A 17,721-nucleotide genomic window follows, 5' to 3' on the forward strand; every position below is an offset into this window, starting at 1 on the left:
CGCGAAAAAAAAATGCCGGCCTGAGGCCGGCATCCTGGCTTAGTGCTGCAGCAGCGCGTTGATCGGCTGCAGGTCTTCTTCCTTCAGCGAGCCGGCTGCCGATTTCAGGCGCAGGCCGTTCATGATGGTGTCGTAGCGGGCTTTCGACAGGTCTTTCTGGGTCGAGTACAGCAGCTTTTGCGCATTCAGCACGTCGATGTTGATACGCACGCCGACCTGGTAGCCCAGCTTGTTCGATTCCAGCGACGATTTGCTCGACACTTCCGCCGCTTCCAGCGCCCTGACCTGCGCCAGGCCGCTGTTCATGCCAAGGAAAGCCTGGCGCGCGTTCTGCGAAGCGGCGCGACGGGTGGCTTCCAGATCGTTGCGCGCCTTGTCTTCCAGCGCGATGGTCTCGCGCACCTTGCTGGTGATGGCAAAGCCGTTGAAGATCGGGATGTTCCAGCTGACGCCGATGGCATTGTTGTTGACCGTGCTGCCGCCGCCGGTCTGGCTCTGGTGCGAACTGCTGGCGATCAGGTTGGCGGTCGGCAGGTGATTGGCGCGGTTGCGCTTGATCTCGCGCTTGGCGATTTCCACGTTCAGGCCGGCTGCCACCACCGAGTAGTTCTGCGATTCAGCCGAGCTGATCCAAGGCTCCACGCTGGCTGGCGACGGCGGCGCGATGGTCACGCCGGTGCGCAGCGGCGCCAGCGCGGCCGGCGTCTGGCCGATCACCACCTGCAAGGCGGTGCGCTTGTTTTCCAGATCGTTGATGGCGGCGAATTCCTGTGCCACCACCAGGTCGTACGCGGCTTGCGCCTCGTGGGTATCGGTGATGGTCTGCGTGCCGACCTCGAAGTTGCGCTTGGCCGACGCCAGCTGCTCGGTGGTCGCCACTTTCTGCGCCTGGGTCGAGGTCAGGTTGTCCTGCGCCGTCAGCACGTCGAAGTAAGCTTGCGACACGCGCACGATCAAGTCCTGCTGCGCTTGCGAGAAGGTGGCTTCGGCGCTGGCCTGCGACAGCTTGCTCTGCTGGTAGGTTTCCCATGCGCCCCAGTTGAACAGCGGCTGCGACAGCGACACCGTGTAGGTGTTGGCGTGGTAGTTGGTGTCGTTCTTGATCGGGTTCCCGGTCAGGAACTCGGCCGACGTGGCGTCGCCGGAGTTGCGGGTATTGCTGCCGCTGGCGGCGATCACCGGCAGCAGGCCAGAGCGTCCCTGGGTGATGCGTTCCTGGCCTGCGGCAAGCGACGAGCGCGCGCTGGCGTAGGTAGCGTCATTAGCCAGTGCTTGCTGGTACACCTGGATCAGGTCGGCCGCCTGTGCGTTGAGCGTCAGGAAGGCGCTGGTGATCAGCACGGCGATAAGGGGTCTCTGCATTGCAATCTCCGTTGGAGTCATCAAAAAAGTTGAACAAATCAAAAACACACACCGCCGCGCCGGCCGACCAGCGCGTCAGCCATCAGTACTTGGCCATCGTGCTATCGACTTGCAGCGCCCAGGCGTGGATACCGCCGGTCAGGTTGATCATCTTGCCGAAGCCGTTACGCTCCAGGAAGGCGGCCACCTGCATACTGCGCGCGCCGTGATGGCAGATGCAGACAATCTCCGCATCCTCATCCAGATCGTCTATGCGCGCCGGTATGGTATTCATCGGAATCTGCACCGAGCCGTCAATGCGGCAGGTCTCGAATTCCCAGTTTTCACGCACGTCCAGCAACACCGGGTTCGGACGTGCATCGTCTGCCAGCCAGTCGGCCAGCTCCAGCGCGGTCATCTGCTGCATGGCGACACCGCTCAGAACGTGAACTTCGATGGCGCCACCGCCGATTCCAGCGCCTTGACGTTGGTCTCGAACAGCGTGCGGGTGTCGTAGCCCGCTTCGCCGGTGCGGGTGACCAGCTGTGCCTTCATCGCCGGCGCCGCGCCGATGATGACCGCCAGGCGGCCGCCCACTTTCAATTGTTGCAACAGCGCTTCCGGCAGTACCGGCAGCGAGCCGCCGACCACGATCACATCCCATGGCGCGCCGGTGGTCCAGCCCTGCGCGCCATTGCCCAGTTCCACGCTGGCGTTGGTGACGCCGTTGTCGGCCAGGTTCTTCTCGGCCAGCGCCTTCAGCGCCGGCGAGATTTCCACGCTGGTCACGTGACGCGCCTTGTGCGCCAGCAGCGCGGTCAGGTAGCCGCTGCCAGTGCCGATTTCCAGCACCGACTCATGCTTTTTCAGGCCCAGGTCCTGCAACAGGCGGGCTTCGATCTTCGGCGCCAGCATCGCTTCGCCGCCCGGCAGCGGGATTTCGATGTCGGCAAACGCCAGCGCCTTGTGCGCGGCAGGCACGAAGTTTTCACGTTTAACCACGTGCAGCAGCTCCAGCACCTCGGCGTCCAGGACGTCCCAAGGGCGGATTTGCTGTTCGATCATGTTGAAGCGGGCTTGTTCGATATTCATCTTATGACTCAGGTCGGGATTAAATAATCCGTCATTTTATCGTTGAACTGGCATGGAGGCACATATTAACGATTAGACGGCTGGATCGCGGGAAAATGCGACAGTCTGCAGTTTAAGGGGGGTGAACCTGCGAAAAAGGCAAGCTGGATGGAAATTACCATGGGCGCAAGTCACGGCGGATCGGCCTTCAGGCCGCGCAGCGTGGTGCTGATCAGCGTCTCCATGAAGGCCTCGGCCGGGATATCCGGCATGTCGCAGGTCGGCATGAAGGAGTGGGTCCACATCATCAGCATCAGCACCGGGGCGATCAGCACGCGGGTCATGACCACCGGATCGACCGGGCGGAACTCGCCGCGCTCGATGCCACGGGTCAGCACGCGGATGAACAGATTGCTGCCGCGCGCCACCACCTCATCATTGTAGAACTGCGCCAGCTCGGGGAAGTTATTCCCCTCGGCGAACATCAGCTTGGTGATGCCGCCCAGCGGCGTGGCGCAGATTTCGCGCCACCAGCGCATCATCAGCGCACCCAGCAGCTCGCCGCTGGGGCCGTCGTAGCTGGCCGCATCCTGTTCCGCCTCGCCGATGGTCGCGACAATATTGGCGCGCACCACCGCCTTGAACAGTTCTTCCTTGTTGGCAAAATATAAATACAGCGTGCCCTTGGAGACGCCGGCGTGTTTGGCCACGTCTTCCAGGCGGGTGGCGGCATAGCCGCGCTCCACGAACTGATCCAGCGCCGCCGCCAGCAACTCCTGCGGTCGCGCATCCTTGCGCCGCTCCCAGCGTGGCTTGGTATCTTGAGGGGCTTGCATGGGTGGGTATGAAAGTAACTTACTCGTAAGTCATTAATATAAGCGCAAGGCTGGCAAGCGTCAAGCATGATGCCTGGGATTACGCAAAGCACGCAATTTTTTGGTTATGCTTGCGGTATGACAGCCATCACCTCCAAACCTCCATGCTGAGCATCATTTATTACGTCATGGGACTGGCTGGTGCCCTGCTGGCTGGGGCGGTGGCGGCCGCGCCGGTGGCACCGCAGCCGACTCTGCCACAAACCTATCATCATCATGCATGGAAGGCAGGCCAGGGCGCACCGGTACAGATCCAGGGCATGACGCAAAGCCGCGACGGCTATCTGTGGCTGGCCAGCGATTACGGCCTGTACCGCTTCGATGGCAGCAACTTCGACCTGATCCGCGACATAGGAGGTCATCGGCTGCGCTCGCCGCACGCGGTGGCGGTGCTGGCGGAAGCCGATGGCGGATTGTGGGTGAGCTATCGCGGCGATGGCGTCAGCTACTACAAGGACGGCCAGGAAATCTATTACGACCAACAGCGCGGCTTCCCGGATGGCTTCGCCTTCCAGCTGTTGCGCGCTCCCGATGGCCGCATGTGGATGGCCACCAGCCGGGGCATGGCCAGCCTGGTCAACGGCCGCTGGATCATGGCCGGCGCGGCAGACGGCATGAGCGCGACGCCAGGCGAGGTGATACGCATGCTGTTCGCCCGCGACGGCACCCATTGGGTCGCCAGCGCGGCTGGCGTGTATTTCCGTCCCCAAGGCAGCGCACGCTTTCAGCTGGCCTGGCCGCGTGATATCCGTCCGGAGACGCTGAGCGAGACCGCCAGCGGCGAGATCCTGGCCGGCGATGGCATGAACAATATCTACCGTATCTCGCGCACGCCGCAAGCGGCCACGCCGGTACTCCACGGCTCGGCCGCCTGGACCGACAGCACCGGGGCGCTGTGGCTGGCACACGCCGACAACCTGGAGTGGCTGCCGGCCGGCGTCCCCGGCGCCGCGCGCCAGTTGCTGGGACCGGCCCAGGGCTTGAGCGGCAGGGAGCCGCAAGCATTTTTCGAGGACCGCGACGGCAATCTGTGGATCAGCACCAACAACGGGCTGGACCGCCTGCGCCGCTGGCGCGTCACGCCGGTGCCGGCCGCCATGCGCATCGTCTCGTCGGCGATGGTGGCGGGCCGCGATGGCACCATGTGGATCAGCGAGAACCGGCTGGCGGCGCGCCGCTTCGATGTGCAAGGGCGGGAATGGGAGCGCGTGCCGTATTCCTTCGCCAGCGGTCTCACCGGCGCGGACGGCCGCATCACGCTGGGCAGCCGTGCCGGGATCTGGAGCGAGGGACCCGGCGGCGGCAGCCTGATACCGGCGACGCCCGAGGCCGTGCGCCAGGATGCCGATATCAGCACCTTTGCGCGCGACGATCGTGGCGTGTGGTGGGCCAATTTCCGCGGGCTGGCGTTGATGCGCCATATCGGTGGCGCATGGCAAGCGGCGCAGCACAGCGTGGCCGGCCTGCCGCCGGGCCGGCCACGCGTCCTGCACACCGATGACAGCGGCCAGCTCTGGCTCGGCTATCTGCACAACACGGTGGTGCGCTATGCCGGCGGCACCATCACGGCCTTCGGCGCGGCGCAGGGCCTGAACCTGGGTGAAGTCAACTTCCTGTACTCGCGCCGGGGCCGCCTGTGGGCCGGCGGCGCCGAAGGTGTGGCCTGGTTCGATGGCAGCCGCTTCCGTTCGCTGACACTGCAAGGCGGGCAGGCGCTGCGTGGCATCAGCGGCATCGTCGAGACCGCTGCCGGGGAATTGTGGCTGCGTGGCCAGGACGGCTTGTACCGCATCGATGCCGCGCAGGTCGGCGACTTGCTGCGTGACGGCAGGCCGGTGCGCGCCGAACTGTTTGACACCGACGATGGCGTCGGCGCACCGGTCTCGCCGGTCGGACCGTTTCCTTCGCTGGTCGAGGCCGGCGATGGCCGGCTGTGGGTCGCCAGCAACGAGGGCGTCAGCAGCCTGATGCCGACTGCCATCCCGCGCAATCCCCACGCGCCGCTGGTGGAAATCCGCGCCATCAGCAGCAATGGCAAAGATTATGTGCCGGCGGCCGGGCTGCGCCTGCCCGAGGGCAGCGACAACCTGCGGATCGCCTTCAGCGCCCTCAACCTGACGCGCCCTGACCGCAGCACCTTCCGCTACCGCCTGCACGGCGTCGACGCCGACTGGCAGCAGGCTGGCGGCCGGCGGGAAGCCTTCTATACCAATCTGGCGCCCGGCAAGTACCGCTTCCAGGTGGCCGCCGCCAACCAGGACGGCGTCTGGAACCAGCAAGGCGCGGCGCTGGAGGTCGAGATATTGCCCACGCTGTGGCAGGCGACATGGTTGCGCCTGAGCGCGTTGTTCCTGCTGGCGTCGATGCTGATCGCCTTCCACCGCTGGGGCGTCGCCGCTGCCGCCACCCGTTCCGCTGAGCGCAGCGCGACCCGCCTGGACGAGCGCGAGCGCATTGCCCGTACCTTGCACGACGATCTGCTGCAGGGCGTGCATGCGCTGATCCTGCGCTTCACCACCCTCCTCACGCGCCTGCCCAAGGACAGCCACGAAGAACGCATCCTGGAGTCGGCGCTGGACCAGGCCGAAAAACTGGTCGCCAATACCCGCGATAAGGTGATGGCGCTGAGGGAGGACCAATCGGCCGCGCAAATCGTCGCCGCGCTGCATGACGAGATCGAACTGCTGGAGCCGGCGGCAGGCGGCCGCCTGAAGCTCAGCGTGTCACGCAAGCTGGTGCAGCTGCGCCCCGACGTCGCCAGTGAAATCTGCCAGGTCTTGAAAGAGGCGGTAAGCAACGCCTGCCGGCATTCCGGCGCCACCAGCATCCTTGCCACCATTACCATGAATGAATACCTGGTGCAGGGAACGGTTCTGGACAACGGCATCGGCATCCCGCCGCAGACGGCGCAATCGGGCATCTCCGGCCACTGGGGCATTATCGGCATGCGCGAGCGCGTCGCCAAGCTCGGCGGAGAGCTGACGATCGAGCACAATCATGGCGGCGGCACAGCGCTGCGTTTCAGGCTCGATATCCGCTCCAGCTACAATTAATCGGCCTTTACCCGATGGAGGCATTGAACCAGGCAAACTTCTGTTATAGCCTATTGTTTTTATAGCTATCCCGACGGTATGAGCGTTTTCTGGGTGCAGCCATTGCTGCTCTTGTCCATCGCGACGGCCAGCGTTGCCGCCGAACCACTGCCGTTCTGGCGCTCCAGCCTGTCGCACCAGGCCTGGACCAAGCAGGACGGCGCGCCGTCCAATCCCAGCGCCATCGTGCAGGACCAGACCGGCATGCTGTGGCTGGGCGCATCCAACGGCCTGTTCCGCTTTGACGGCGTGCGCTTCGAGCGCGTCGACGAGCTGGGTGGCCATGCGCTGCTGTCGCCCAATGTCTTTGCGCTGGCGCTGTTCGGCGATGCGCTGTGGCTGGGCTATGCACATGGCGGTATCAGCGTGTTCGAACATGGCGCCGTGCGCCATTACGGCGAGGCGGAAGGCGTTCCGGCCAGCGCCATCATGCAATTCGGCCGCACCGCCGACGGCAGGCAGTGGTTTTCCTCGGCGGCCGGCATCCACTGGCTGGATGGCACGCGCTGGCGCCGCGTCGGGCCGGCGGATGGCTTGCCCTCCACCGACCAGGCCACCCTGAATGTGCTGCCCGAAGGCGGCCTGCTGGTCACCCACGTCAGCGGCCTGTATCGCAATCTGCCCGGCACGCACCGTTTCCGCAGGGTCGACGACTTTGGCAGCATGCAGCGCAGCCAGCTGACCGCCGATGGCAAGCTGCTGGTGTTCCGCTTCGGTTATCCGGTGCGGCTATTCGATCCGGTCACCGAAAGCTCGACGCCGCTGCGCTTGCCCGACATGGGCGTGCCGCCGTACAGCGTCCACCGCGATCGGCGCAACGCCTGGTGGATCGGTCCGGGCGACGGCATGCGCTTGTACAATCCCGAGCTACAACTGCACAAGCAATTCAAGGCGCCGCACGATTTCAGCGCGGTGCGCATCTTCCGGCCGCCGTTCGACGACCGCGAAGGCAATCTGTGGTTCCTCACCGAAAACGGTGTCGACCGCATCCGCGAAACCCGGCTGACAGTGCAGGACATGCCGGCCGGCAGCACCGATTTCAGCATCACCGCCGGCCCCGATGGCGAAGTGTGGATCAGCAGCCATTCGTCGCTGGACCCGTACTCGCCGCCGACCTTCGCCATTGCCGCCGACGGCCGGCGCATCGCCAGCGACATGCCGTCCGCCACCGCCGGCACCCTGGCTGCCGACGGCACGTTGTGGTTCGCCAATGTCCACTGGGTATGGAGCCGGCGCGACGGCAAGACACAGCGCTGGCCGCTGCCGCCGGAACTGATCGAGCAGCCGGTGCAGGCGATCGCCATGGATGGCGACGGCCGGCTGTGGCTGTCGATCATGCGGCGGGGCGTGTACACCTTCAAGGACGGGGCCTGGCAAGCCGGCGGCGGCCACGCCGCGCTGGCCGGGCGCAGCGCCGTTTCACTGCACGCCGACGGCCAGGGAAGGTTGTGGTTCGGCTACACCGGCAACAGCATGGCGATGCTCCAGCAAGGCAAGCTGCAGCAGTTCAGCGCCGCCGACGGCCTGAAAATCGGCAACGCGCTGGCCATGGTCAGCCGCCGCGGCACGCTGTGGGTCGGTGGCGACCAGGGCCTGGCGCGCTTCCACAACGGCCGCTTCGTCGCGCTCAACGACAGCGACGGCCAGCCTTTTGCCGGCGTCGCCGGCATCGTCGAAACGGCACAGGGTGAACTGTGGCTGCACGGGCAGGACGGCCTGCTGCGCATCGGCGCCGCCGACCTGGCCGCCACGCTGCGCGGCAACAGCGAGCGCGTGAGCGCCGAACGCTACAGCTACCTTGACGGCTACGCCGGCGCCGCCCATCAGGTCATCCCGCTGAATACGCTGATCGAGGCCGGCGACGGCCGCCTGTGGTACGCCACCTCCAGCAGCGTCGGCCTGGCCGATCCGCGCCGCGCGACGCCGCGCAACCCGGTGGCGCCGACGCCGGTGATCACCTGGCTGCACACCGACCGCCAGCACTACCGTGCCGCCAGCGGCATCGACCTGCCGCAACATACGCATAACCTGCATATCGACTTCACCGCCGCCGTGCTGTCCGTGCCGCAGCGGGCGCGCTTCCGCACCCGGCTGGTCGGCCAGGACCACGAGTGGCGCGACGCCGGCGCATTGCGCCAGGCCTTCTATACCAATCTCGGCCCCGGTGACTACCGCTTCGAAGTAATGGCCGCCAACGAGGACGGCCTGTGGAGCGTAGCGCCGGCCAGCCTGAGTTTCCGCATCGCGCCGGCGTTTTACCAGACCAGCTGGTTCGGCCTGGCCTGCGCGGCGCTGCTGGTTGGCGTGCTGTACCGGATGTACCTGTGGCGCATCGGGCAGATGACGGCACGCGTGATCGACCGCATGCGCGCGCGGGTCGACGAGCGCGAACGCATCGCCCGCACTTTGCACGACACCTTCCTGCAAAGTGTGCACAGCCTGAGCCTGCGCTTCCAGGGCATCAAGGCGGTGCTGCCGAAAAACGATGCCATCCACCAGCAGATCGACGATGCGCTGGACGCTGCCGACGCCGTGGCCGAGGAAGGCCGCGAGCAGCTGATGGACCTGCGCGTCAATTACGCCTGCCGGGGCGAGCTGGCGCCGGTGCTGCAATCCCTTGGCAGCGCGGCCGCCGCCCAGCATGGCGTCGCCTTCACGCTGCACGAGCAGGGCACGCGCCGCTTGCTGCAGGCCGAAGCGCAGGAGGAGCTGTTCGCGATTGCCCGCGAAGCGGTCGGCAACGCGCTGCGCCACGCCGGCGGCAGCGAAGTACAGGTCCGGCTCAGCTACGGTGCCTCCAGCCTGACGCTGGAAGTGCGCGACAACGGCAAAGGCGTGCCCGACGCAGTCCGCAGCGCCGGCCACCGCGAGCGCCACTGGGGCCTGGCCGGCATGCGCGAGCGCGCCGCCCGCATCGGCGCCAAGCTGGCCATCCTCAGCACGCCTGGCGCCGGCACCCGCGTGGTGCTGACGCTACGTGCGACGCTTGCGTATCGCTAGTCTGGCGCTTATGGCAAAATTGCCGCCATGAGTACATTCAAACCCTTGCCGATCACGGTGTTGACCGTGGATGACCACCCGCTGTACCAGCAGGGACTGGCCGGCGTCATCACCGCCGAAGCCGACCTGTACCTGGTCGGCCAGGCCGGCTGCGGCGCCGAGGCGGTGGCGATGTTCCGCGAGTTCCGTCCGGCCATCACGCTGATGGACCTGCAATTGCCGGACATGAGCGGCATCGACGCCATCACCGCCATCCGCAGCGAATTTCCGGCCGCCCGCATCGTCGTGCTGACCACGCTGGAAGGCGACGTCCAGGCCGCGCGCGCCATCAATGCCGGTGCGGTCGGCTACCTGTTCAAGAGTTCGGTGCGCAAAAACCTGGTGGAAACGCTGCGCAGCGTGCACGCCGGCGGCCGCAGCATTCCGGCCTCGGTGGCGCACGCGCTGGTGGAAACCCGCAGCGGCCAGAACATCACCAAGCGCGAAGTCGACGTGCTGAAGCTGGCCGCGCGCGGCAATTCCAATGCGCTGATCGCCGAGGCGCTGGGCATTTCCAGCGAAACCGTCAAGGGCTATATGAGCAGCATCCTGCTCAAGCTGCAGGCGCGCGACCGCACGCACGCGGTGATGATCGCGCTGGAACGCGGCATCCTCAGCCTCTGATTCACCGCCCTCTCCCCCATGGCCATCGCCCCGCCCCCCATTTCAGGGGGAGCGCGCCAGGCCATCTGCGCCGCCGCCGGCCACCGGGCGCGCATAATCATGCACACTGATCCTTGTCATCACGACTCGGCCACCGTTCTACCATGGATCAGATACATCTCATGCGGGTATTCATCGCCGTCGGCGAACAGGAAAGCTTTGCCGGCGCCGCGCGCCAGCTCAGCCTGTCGCCGGCGGCGGTCACGCGCGCCGTCGGCGCGCTGGAGGCGCAGCTGGGCGTGCGGCTGCTGTTGCGCACCACCCGCAACGTGCGCCTGACGGAAGCCGGCTGCCGCTACCTCGACGACAGCCGCGACATCCTGGCGCGCATCTCCACCGCCAACGAAGTGGCGGCCGACATGAACGCGGCGCCCAAGGGCCACCTGTCAGTCAGCGCCTCGACCTTGTACGGCAAGTCCTTCGTCATGCCCTGCCTGCTGGAATTCCTCAAACGCTATCCGGAGGTCGAAGTGTCGGCCCACTTCCTCGACCGCACAGTCAACCTGGTGGACGAAGGCATCGACGTCGCGGTGCGCATCGGCCACCTGCCGGATTCCAGCCTGCGTGCCTTGCGCGTCGGTCAGGTGCGGCGCGTGCTGTGCGCATCGCCGGAATACCTGGCGCGCAACGGCGTGCCGCAACACCCGGCCGATCTGCTGCGGCATACCATCATCGCCGCCAGCAGCGTGTCGCCCAGCGTGGAATGGAAGTTCGGCAGCGATCAGCATCCGATCACGGTGCGGCTGAAGCCGTGCCTGACCGTCTCCAGCGACGCCGCCATCGGCGCCGTATTGACCGGCTTGGGCATTTGCCGCCTGCTGTGCTGCCAGGTGGCCGACGAGGTGGCCGAGGGCCGCCTGAAAATCATCCTGCCGGATTACGAAGAAGCGCCGTGGCCGGTGCACATCGTGCACCGTGAAAGCAGCTTTGGCGCCTCCAGGGTGCGCCACTTCATCGACCTGCTGGCCGCCTCGCTGCGCGCCCACCCCTACATGAATCACGCCAGCTAAGCCTCAATCCGGGCAAGGCATGCCGGCGTCCGCCCACTGCTGCAGCACGCGGATGAATTCTTCATGCGACAGGGCCGGAGTCGTACGGCTGGCGCCCGGCTGCCATGCCCACAGCACCAGCGGATCGGTCTTCATGTGCTCGATGACCTGTTCGCCAGTCTTGCGATTGCCGTTGCGCGCCGGGTCACGCATCTGCCGGCACACCGCCGGCTTGTCCAGCCCCTGCCAGCGCATGCTGAGCGGCGCCAGATGCCAGTTCGGCGCGCCCGGCACCTTGCCCTGCGCGGTATTGCTGCTCTGATGGCAGGCCGCACAGTGCAGCACGGCGGAACCGTGGCCGTCCTTGCCGCGCACCACCTGCTGCGCGTGCATCACGCCGCTATCCTTCTGCCTCGGCGCCTCGGCCTGGTGGCAGTTGATGCAGCGCGGCGACATCACCACGCTGGCGACCGGGTCGAACAGCTTGCCGCCGCCGTTGCCAATCTCCGGCGCAGCCTGCACCAGCCCGGCCAGGCCCAGCCACAACAGCATGCAAACAAGACGCTTCATGCCTGCCCCGCTGCTTTGTGTATCGCCGCACGGATGCGCGGATAGGTGCCGCAGCGGCAGATGTTGCCGGCCATGGCCTGGTCGATATCCTTATCGGTTGGCTTGGGTATTGCCCGCAGCAGCGCGGTGGCCGCCATGATCTGGCCGGACTGGCAATAGCCGCATTGCGGCACGTCGATCTCGGCCCAGGCCTGTTGCACGCGCTTGCCCACCGGCGTGGCACCGACCGCCTCGATGGTAGTGATCTTCTTCCCCACCGCAGCTGACACCGGCATCACGCAGGCACGCGCCGGCTGGCCGTCGACATGGATGGTGCAAGCACCGCACAGCGCCATGCCGCAGCCAAACTTGGTGCCGGACAGCTGCAACTCGTCGCGCAGCACCCACAATAGCGGCGTGTCCGCTTCAGCCTGCACCGCAACCGGTTTGCCGTTGATATTTATTGAGATCATGTGTACTCCTGTCAGGTTGCTTGCAAGGCGGTGGCGATCGGCAGCTTGCGGACGCGCTTGCCGGTGGCGGCGTAGACGGCGTTGGCCAGCGCCGGCATCAGCGCCGACGTGCCCGGTTCGCCCATGCCGCCGGGCGCTTCGTTGCTGGCGACGATGTGGGTGTCGATCTGTGGCGTTTCATGCATGCGCAGCACGCGGTAATCGTGGAAATTACTCTGCTCGACGCGGCCGTTCTTGAACGTGATGTCGCCCCACAGCGCAGCGGAGATGCCGAAGATTACGCCGCCCTCTACCTGCGCCTGTATCGTGTCCGGATTGACCACCACGCCGCAGTCGAGCGCGCAGACCACGCGCTTGACGCGCACCTCGCCATCCTCAAGCTGCGCATCGACCACCATCGCCATATACGTGCCAAAGGCGAACTGCACCGACAAGCCGCGCCCGATGTCACCATTGCGCGGCCCCTGCCAGCCAGCTTTTTGCGCCGCCAGCTTCAGCACATTTGCCGCGCGCGGATGGTCCTTGAGCAGCGCCAGCCGGTATTGCAGCGGATCGACGCCGGCCGCCGCCGCCAGTTCGTCGATAAAGCTCTCGACCACAAATACATTGTGGCTCGGCCCGACACCGCGCCAGAAGGCGGTGGGAATCTGCGGCGGCTCGTGCCGCGTGTAATCGACGCGGATCGCCTTGAAGGCGTATGGCGGCGCGTCGGCGCCATCCACGGTTTCCGGGTCAAAGCCGTTATTGAAGGCTGGCGGCATGAACCGGCCCAGCACCGAGGAACCGGTCAGGTGATGGAACCACGCCACCGGCATGCCTTGCTCGTCCAGGCCGGCACGCACGCGGTCGTAGAAATACGGCCGGTACATATCGTGCTGGATATCTTCTTCGCGGCTCCAGATCACCTTCAGCGGATGCTTGACCTGGCGCGCAATGCGCACCGCGCGCTCGACGCCGTCGATTTCCAGGCGGCGGCCAAAACCGCCACCCAGCAGAAAGTTATGCACGATGACTTTTTCTTCCGGCAGGCCGGTGACCTTGGCCGCAACCGCGCGCGCGCGGGTGATGACCTGGGTGCCGGTCCATACCTCGCAGCGGTCGGGCTGCACATGCACGGTGCAGTTCATCGGCTCCATCGCCGCGTGCGCCAGGAATGGCAGTTCGTAAGTGGCTTCCAGCACGCGGCTGGCCTTGGCCAGCGCCTGTTCCGGTTCGCCGTCGCTGCGGACTTTCGCCGCGCCCGCGCCGGCGGCGCGTGCCATGTCGGCCACAATGTCCGCCGTGGACAGCTGCGCATTGGCGCCGTCGTCCCAGCGCAACGCCAGCAACGACAAGCCCTTCTGCGCCGCGCCATAGTTGTCCGCCACCACGGCAGCGCAATCGTCCAGCCGCACCACCTGGCGCACACCCGGCACTTTCAGCGCCGCAGTCTCGTCCAGTCCGATCAAGCGGCCGCCGTAGCTGGGCGTGATGGCCAGCGCAGCCACCTTCATGCCAGGCAGCTGGACATCGATGCCATAGCGCGCCGAGCCGTTCAGCTTGCCCGGCGTATCGAGCCGGCGCGCCGCCTTGCCGATCAGGCGGAAATCCTTGGGCTGCTTGAGCACGATGGTGTCCGGCGCCGGCAGCGGCAGTCTGGCGGCGGCCTCCGCCAGCGCGCCGTAGCGCAGCTTGCGGCCGGACGGGGCATGCATCACCATGCCATGTTCAGCGCGGCAGCTGGAAGGATCGACCTGCCATTGCTGGGCTGCCGCCTGCACCAGCAGCAGGCGCGCTGCGGCGCCGGCCTGGCGCATCGGCAGCCACGCGGCGCGGATGGTGGTCGAGCCGCCGGTCACCTGGAAGCCCAGCGCCGGATTGATGAAGCGCTGGTCGTCGGGCGGCGCGTGCTCCAGCACCACGTCCTTCAGATCGACTTCCAGTTCCTCGGCGATCAGCATCGGAATCGAGGTGTAAGTGCCTTGGCCCATTTCGACATATGGCATCACCAGATGCACCTTGCCGTCGGTGGCGATGCGCACCACGGCGTTGGCCTCCCATGCCGCCATGCTTTGCCTTGCCCGCGCATTGGGAATGACCACCGACAGCATCAGGCCACCGCCTGCTGCGGCCATGGCCTTGAGGAAAAAACGACGATCGGTCATGCAAGCTCCTTGCGCGCAGCGCTGGGTCAGTATCGTCTTGATTATACGAATGGCTTGCAATACCACATGGACAAAGATGCCGCAAAAACGGCCATCGACGGCTGACGGCTTGTCCGCCTCAGACCACGATGGCCAGCTTGCGCACGCGCGAGTCGCGCACCAGTTTTTGCGGCACATCGCCCAGCACGCGCAGGAAGGCGCGGCGCATTCTCTCATCGTCGCCGAAGCCGGTCAGCAGGGCGACGCGCGCGGCCGATGCGTGGCCGCTTTCAATCAGCACCTGCGCGGCTTCCACGCGCAACTTCTCGATCGCCTTGGCCGGCGTCATGCCGGTCTCGGACTGGAAGGCGCGGCTGAAGTGGCGCGGGCTCCAGTTGACATGGTCGGCCAGCTGCTGCACCGACAACGGCTCGCGCAGATTGTCCTTGATGAAGGACAGCACGCGGCGAATGCGTTCCTGCTTGGGATCGATCTCGGCCAGCACCGAGAACTGGCTCTGGCCGCCGGGACGGCGATGGTACAGCACCATCGTCTTGCAGATTTTCTTGGTGATCTCGTGGCCGAGATCCGCCTCCACCATGCCCAATACCAGGTCGACGCAGGCGGTCATGCCGGCCGAGCTCCACACATGGCCGTCGCGCACAAAGATTTTGTCCGGCTCCACCCGGATCTGTGGAAAGCGCAGCGCCAGCAGGTCGGCAAAGCTCCAATGGGTGGTCACCGAACGGCCGTCAAGCAAGCCAGCTTCTGCCAGAATAAAGGCGCCGGTGCAGATGCTGGCCATGCGGCGCGCGCTGAGCGCCGCCGTTTGCAGACTGCCCAGCAAGGCCGCATCCGGCACCGGGATGCCCGGTGTGCTGCCGAGAATCACGGTGTCGTAATCGTCCGGCTTGAACAACGTGGTCTCGACGCCGACGCCGGAGATGCTCTTTATCAGCCCGCCGGTGGTGGATACGATCTCGACGGTGTAACTGCCCGGCGCGAAGTGGTTGGCGATACCCAGCACCGACAGCACCGACAGGTCGAGGATGTGAAACATGGGGAATACCACCAATGCAATCTTGGCTGTCACGCTTGCCTCGCCTTCAAAGAAAATCGGATATCGTTCAGGATAACAGGTCGGCCAGCATGCCGCGCTGTGTCGCCAGCACCACCGCATGCGTGCGGGCACGCGCGCCGAGTTTGCCGAGCAGCGACTTGATATGGGTTTTGACGGTGCCGACGCCGATATCCAGCGTCAGCGCAATGCGCTTGTTGCAGCAGCCTGTGGCCAGCAAACCCAATACCTGGCTTTCACGCACGGTCAGCGCGCTGTCACCCAGGTGCGCCATGGCGCGCTCCAGCAACTCCTTGTTGAAATAACGACGTCCCTGCGCCAGCGCGCGCATGGCGTGGTGCAGTTCGTCCGCGTCGCAGCGCTGCGGCAGATAGCCGTCCACGCCGGCCATCATGGCCGCGCGTACTTCCCATTCGCGCTCGCGCTGGCTGACGATCACCAGCCTGGCCACCTCCGGCCGGGCAGCGGACAGGCGCGCCATGGCGTCGGCATAATCGGTGAGTATCACCGCCGCATCCTCGCTTGCCTCGACCAGGCGCACATGCGGGCAGTCCGCCAGCAGCCGGACCAGGCCGGCGTTGACGATCGCCTCGGCATGGCGGATGCTGACCGGAACCAGCGCGCGGGCCGGCTCAGCCGAATTGAATCGCGCTGACATCGATTGCTACCACCAAAGGTTCCGCCTGATGTCCGCCATCGGCATCACGTACATACACGCGGTGCCGCGTTGGCAAGGTAATGCCTTGCACGCTCACGTGGTCCGATAGGTAATGCACGGCCGGCGCACCGCCGCTGATCTCGACCTCGTAATCGTGCCGGCGTAGCAAGCCGTCATCCGAGAAATAGAAAGTCTGCACCCGGCTGTGCGTGGCGATGTGCTCCGGGAAAGTCACTTGCAGGCGGCGCCAGGTCTGGCCGTCTTCCTGCCACGGCGCCAGTTCGGCCAGCGCAAAGCCCTCGCCCGCCAGGCTGTACGGCACGGTGAAATAGTTCCAGATCGCATAGCCGACAAAGTAGGCCAGTTGCAGGTCGCTCCACGGCGTGTCCAGCTGATGGCCGGCAAACGAGGCGCGCGGGGCAAGCGCGGATTCGATCAGCGCGCCGTCGCCATCTTCAATCACCGCTTGCTGCGGCGTTACGGCGGTGCGGCGTCCGGGCGCACCAAACGGACTGTGCGAGGTCCACGGCGCGTGCAGCTTGATGCGGATGTCCACTTCATCCAGCATGCCGCCCTTGCCTTTCAGCGGCCACAGGATGCCGCCCTGCGAAAGATGGGCTGATAGTGTGCTGAATTGCTTCCAGCGCGCCAGGCCGCCATGCGCTTCAATCGCTTTGCTTAACAGTTCGTGCATATTGTGTTCTCGCTTGGATGGGAAAAAGGAATAGCTCAGGCGCCGGCCAGCCAGCGCGCGGTGTTGGCGACGTAGCGCTGGATATCGTACAGCGCGGCCGGGTTGGCGGCCATGCCCTGCCCCGACGCCTCGCTGACAAAGCTTGGGCAGCCAGCGCCGGGATGCCAGTTGTAGTCGGCAAAATGGTGGAACGAACTTTGCGCGATGGCGCGTCCCCGACTACGGGTGCGCTCGAACGCCACCACCAGATTGAATTCCGCGCCGCTGCTCTTGCTGCGGCCGCAGGCCACCACGCGCGCATGCTCGTCCGGCGGCACACTGATCGCGCCTTCATGCGGATGGGCCGGAAAAAATCGGATGGCACCGGTTGGCGAGGCCGGATCGACCAGCACTGGATGCACGGCGCCGTGTGCAGTCACCGCCTGGTAATCGCCATTTGCGCCGGAGTGGTAGTTGGGCCAGCGGATGTAAGGCGTACCGGTGTCATCGTTCACTTGGCGCTGCGGGTCCGCCTCCTGGTTGGTCGTATGGAAATGGTGCGCCTGGCCGATGCCGGGCAGCGCGCAGACCGACGAGCCCAGGTCCATATGGTCGCGCGCCACCAGCAGGCCGCCGCCGCGCTGTTGAAAGCGCAAGATCGCCTGGCATTCGCCGGCATGCAAGCCCTGGCCGGTGTCCACCGCGAGCAGCCACAGCACATCGATGTCGCTCTGGTCCAGCCGCGACAATACGCTATCAGGCTTGTCGCCGGCATCGCGGTTCCTGGCGATGACCTTGAATTCCGGCCGTCCCTGGCCGTCCCGCAGGCCGGCCAGCAGTGTTGCCAGCCGGCCGAAGCGCTCGATGGCCCAGTCGTTACCATCATGAGCAATCGTCGTTTGCAGCAGTATGGTGCGCGGGGACGGAAGGCTGGTCATGTGCTCTTTCTTTGCTAATCGTCACAAATTATAGGATCGGCTTAACATTTGAAAGGGACAAATAACCCTCGCTTTCGGCCATCCGATGTCCGTCGGACGCCGCAGCATCAGAGGCAGGCAGCGGCGGTAGCGTGTATGATCGCTGATCATTTACGGAAA

At 65.6% G+C, this 17,721-nt stretch carries 15 protein-coding genes; 4 read left to right on the forward strand and 11 right to left on the reverse strand.

Annotation, left to right across the window (positions count from 1 at the left end):
- Positions 1 to 39: 39 nt before the first annotated feature.
- From BLS51_RS11275 to BLS51_RS11290, 4 genes are all read right to left on the reverse strand, one after another.
- Positions 40 to 1,362 (reverse strand): TolC family outer membrane protein, encoded by a 1,323-nt coding sequence (locus BLS51_RS11275; protein WP_090182690.1) that lies wholly within the window; start codon positions 1,360 to 1,362, stop codon positions 40 to 42.
- 82 nt (positions 1,363 to 1,444) lie between these two features.
- Positions 1,445 to 1,768, reverse strand: coding sequence for a rhodanese-like domain-containing protein (locus tag BLS51_RS11280; protein ID WP_090182686.1), 324 nt, complete (start codon positions 1,766 to 1,768; stop codon positions 1,445 to 1,447).
- Between the two features lie 11 nt (positions 1,769 to 1,779).
- On the reverse strand, positions 1,780 to 2,433 hold the full coding sequence (locus tag BLS51_RS11285) for a protein-L-isoaspartate O-methyltransferase family protein (protein ID WP_090182682.1): 654 nt from the start codon (positions 2,431 to 2,433) through the stop codon (positions 1,780 to 1,782).
- Positions 2,434 to 2,603: 170 nt separating this feature from the next.
- Entirely contained in the window at positions 2,604 to 3,248 is a 645-nt protein-coding gene (locus BLS51_RS11290; protein WP_090182679.1) for a TetR/AcrR family transcriptional regulator, read from the reverse strand.
- 143 nt (positions 3,249 to 3,391) lie between these two features.
- Between BLS51_RS11290 and BLS51_RS11295 the strand changes: the two genes are divergently transcribed.
- The 4 genes from BLS51_RS11295 to BLS51_RS11310 all read left to right on the forward strand — a co-directional run bounded on the left by BLS51_RS11295 (position 3,392) and on the right by BLS51_RS11310 (position 11,091).
- Positions 3,392 to 6,340, forward strand: coding sequence for a sensor histidine kinase (locus BLS51_RS11295; protein WP_090182677.1), 2,949 nt, complete (start codon positions 3,392 to 3,394; stop codon positions 6,338 to 6,340).
- A 78-nt stretch (positions 6,341 to 6,418) separates the two neighbouring features.
- The gene (locus BLS51_RS11300) at positions 6,419 to 9,379 is read left to right on the forward strand and encodes a sensor histidine kinase (protein WP_090182675.1); all 2,961 of its coding nucleotides are present in this window, start codon (positions 6,419 to 6,421) and stop codon (positions 9,377 to 9,379) included.
- A 27-nt stretch (positions 9,380 to 9,406) separates the two neighbouring features.
- The gene (locus BLS51_RS11305) at positions 9,407 to 10,042 is read left to right on the forward strand and encodes a response regulator (RefSeq protein WP_090182673.1); all 636 of its coding nucleotides are present in this window, start codon (positions 9,407 to 9,409) and stop codon (positions 10,040 to 10,042) included.
- 161 nt (positions 10,043 to 10,203) lie between these two features.
- On the forward strand, positions 10,204 to 11,091 hold the full coding sequence (locus BLS51_RS11310) for a LysR family transcriptional regulator (RefSeq protein WP_307188148.1): 888 nt from the start codon (positions 10,204 to 10,206) through the stop codon (positions 11,089 to 11,091).
- Positions 11,092 to 11,094: 3 nt separating this feature from the next.
- Here BLS51_RS11310 and BLS51_RS11315 read toward each other — a convergent pair whose 3' ends face one another.
- The 7 genes from BLS51_RS11315 to BLS51_RS11345 form a co-directional block, all read right to left on the reverse strand.
- Positions 11,095 to 11,640, reverse strand: a complete 546-nt coding sequence (locus BLS51_RS11315) for a hypothetical protein (RefSeq protein ID WP_090182667.1) — start codon at positions 11,638 to 11,640, stop codon at positions 11,095 to 11,097.
- A complete protein-coding gene (locus BLS51_RS11320) occupies positions 11,637 to 12,092 on the reverse strand; it encodes a (2Fe-2S)-binding protein (RefSeq protein ID WP_090182665.1) in 456 nt (151 codons plus the stop codon). The genes BLS51_RS11315 and BLS51_RS11320 overlap by 4 nt, the downstream gene beginning before the upstream one ends.
- 11 nt (positions 12,093 to 12,103) lie before the next feature.
- Positions 12,104 to 14,236, reverse strand: coding sequence for a xanthine dehydrogenase family protein molybdopterin-binding subunit (locus BLS51_RS11325; protein WP_090182663.1), 2,133 nt, complete (start codon positions 14,234 to 14,236; stop codon positions 12,104 to 12,106).
- Positions 14,237 to 14,354: 118 nt separating this feature from the next.
- Positions 14,355 to 15,308 carry a GlxA family transcriptional regulator gene (locus tag BLS51_RS11330; RefSeq protein ID WP_229207534.1) on the reverse strand — a complete coding sequence of 318 codons (954 nt, stop codon included), beginning with the start codon at positions 15,306 to 15,308 and terminating at the stop codon, positions 14,355 to 14,357.
- A 34-nt stretch (positions 15,309 to 15,342) separates the two neighbouring features.
- Complete coding sequence (locus BLS51_RS11335) at positions 15,343 to 15,951, reverse strand: LuxR C-terminal-related transcriptional regulator (protein WP_090182659.1); 609 nt, start codon at positions 15,949 to 15,951, stop codon at positions 15,343 to 15,345.
- Positions 15,926 to 16,645 carry a hypothetical protein gene (locus BLS51_RS11340; RefSeq protein WP_090182657.1) on the reverse strand — a complete coding sequence of 240 codons (720 nt, stop codon included), beginning with the start codon at positions 16,643 to 16,645 and terminating at the stop codon, positions 15,926 to 15,928. Before BLS51_RS11340 ends, BLS51_RS11335 begins: the two co-directional genes overlap by 26 nt.
- 35 nt (positions 16,646 to 16,680) lie before the next feature.
- The gene (locus BLS51_RS11345; protein ID WP_090182655.1) at positions 16,681 to 17,562 is read right to left on the reverse strand and encodes a hypothetical protein; all 882 of its coding nucleotides are present in this window, start codon (positions 17,560 to 17,562) and stop codon (positions 16,681 to 16,683) included.
- Positions 17,563 to 17,721 lie beyond the last annotated feature (159 nt).

This window comes from Duganella sp. OV510, assembly GCF_900100205.1.
Classification (GTDB): Bacteria; Pseudomonadota; Gammaproteobacteria; order Burkholderiales; family Burkholderiaceae_D; genus Rugamonas.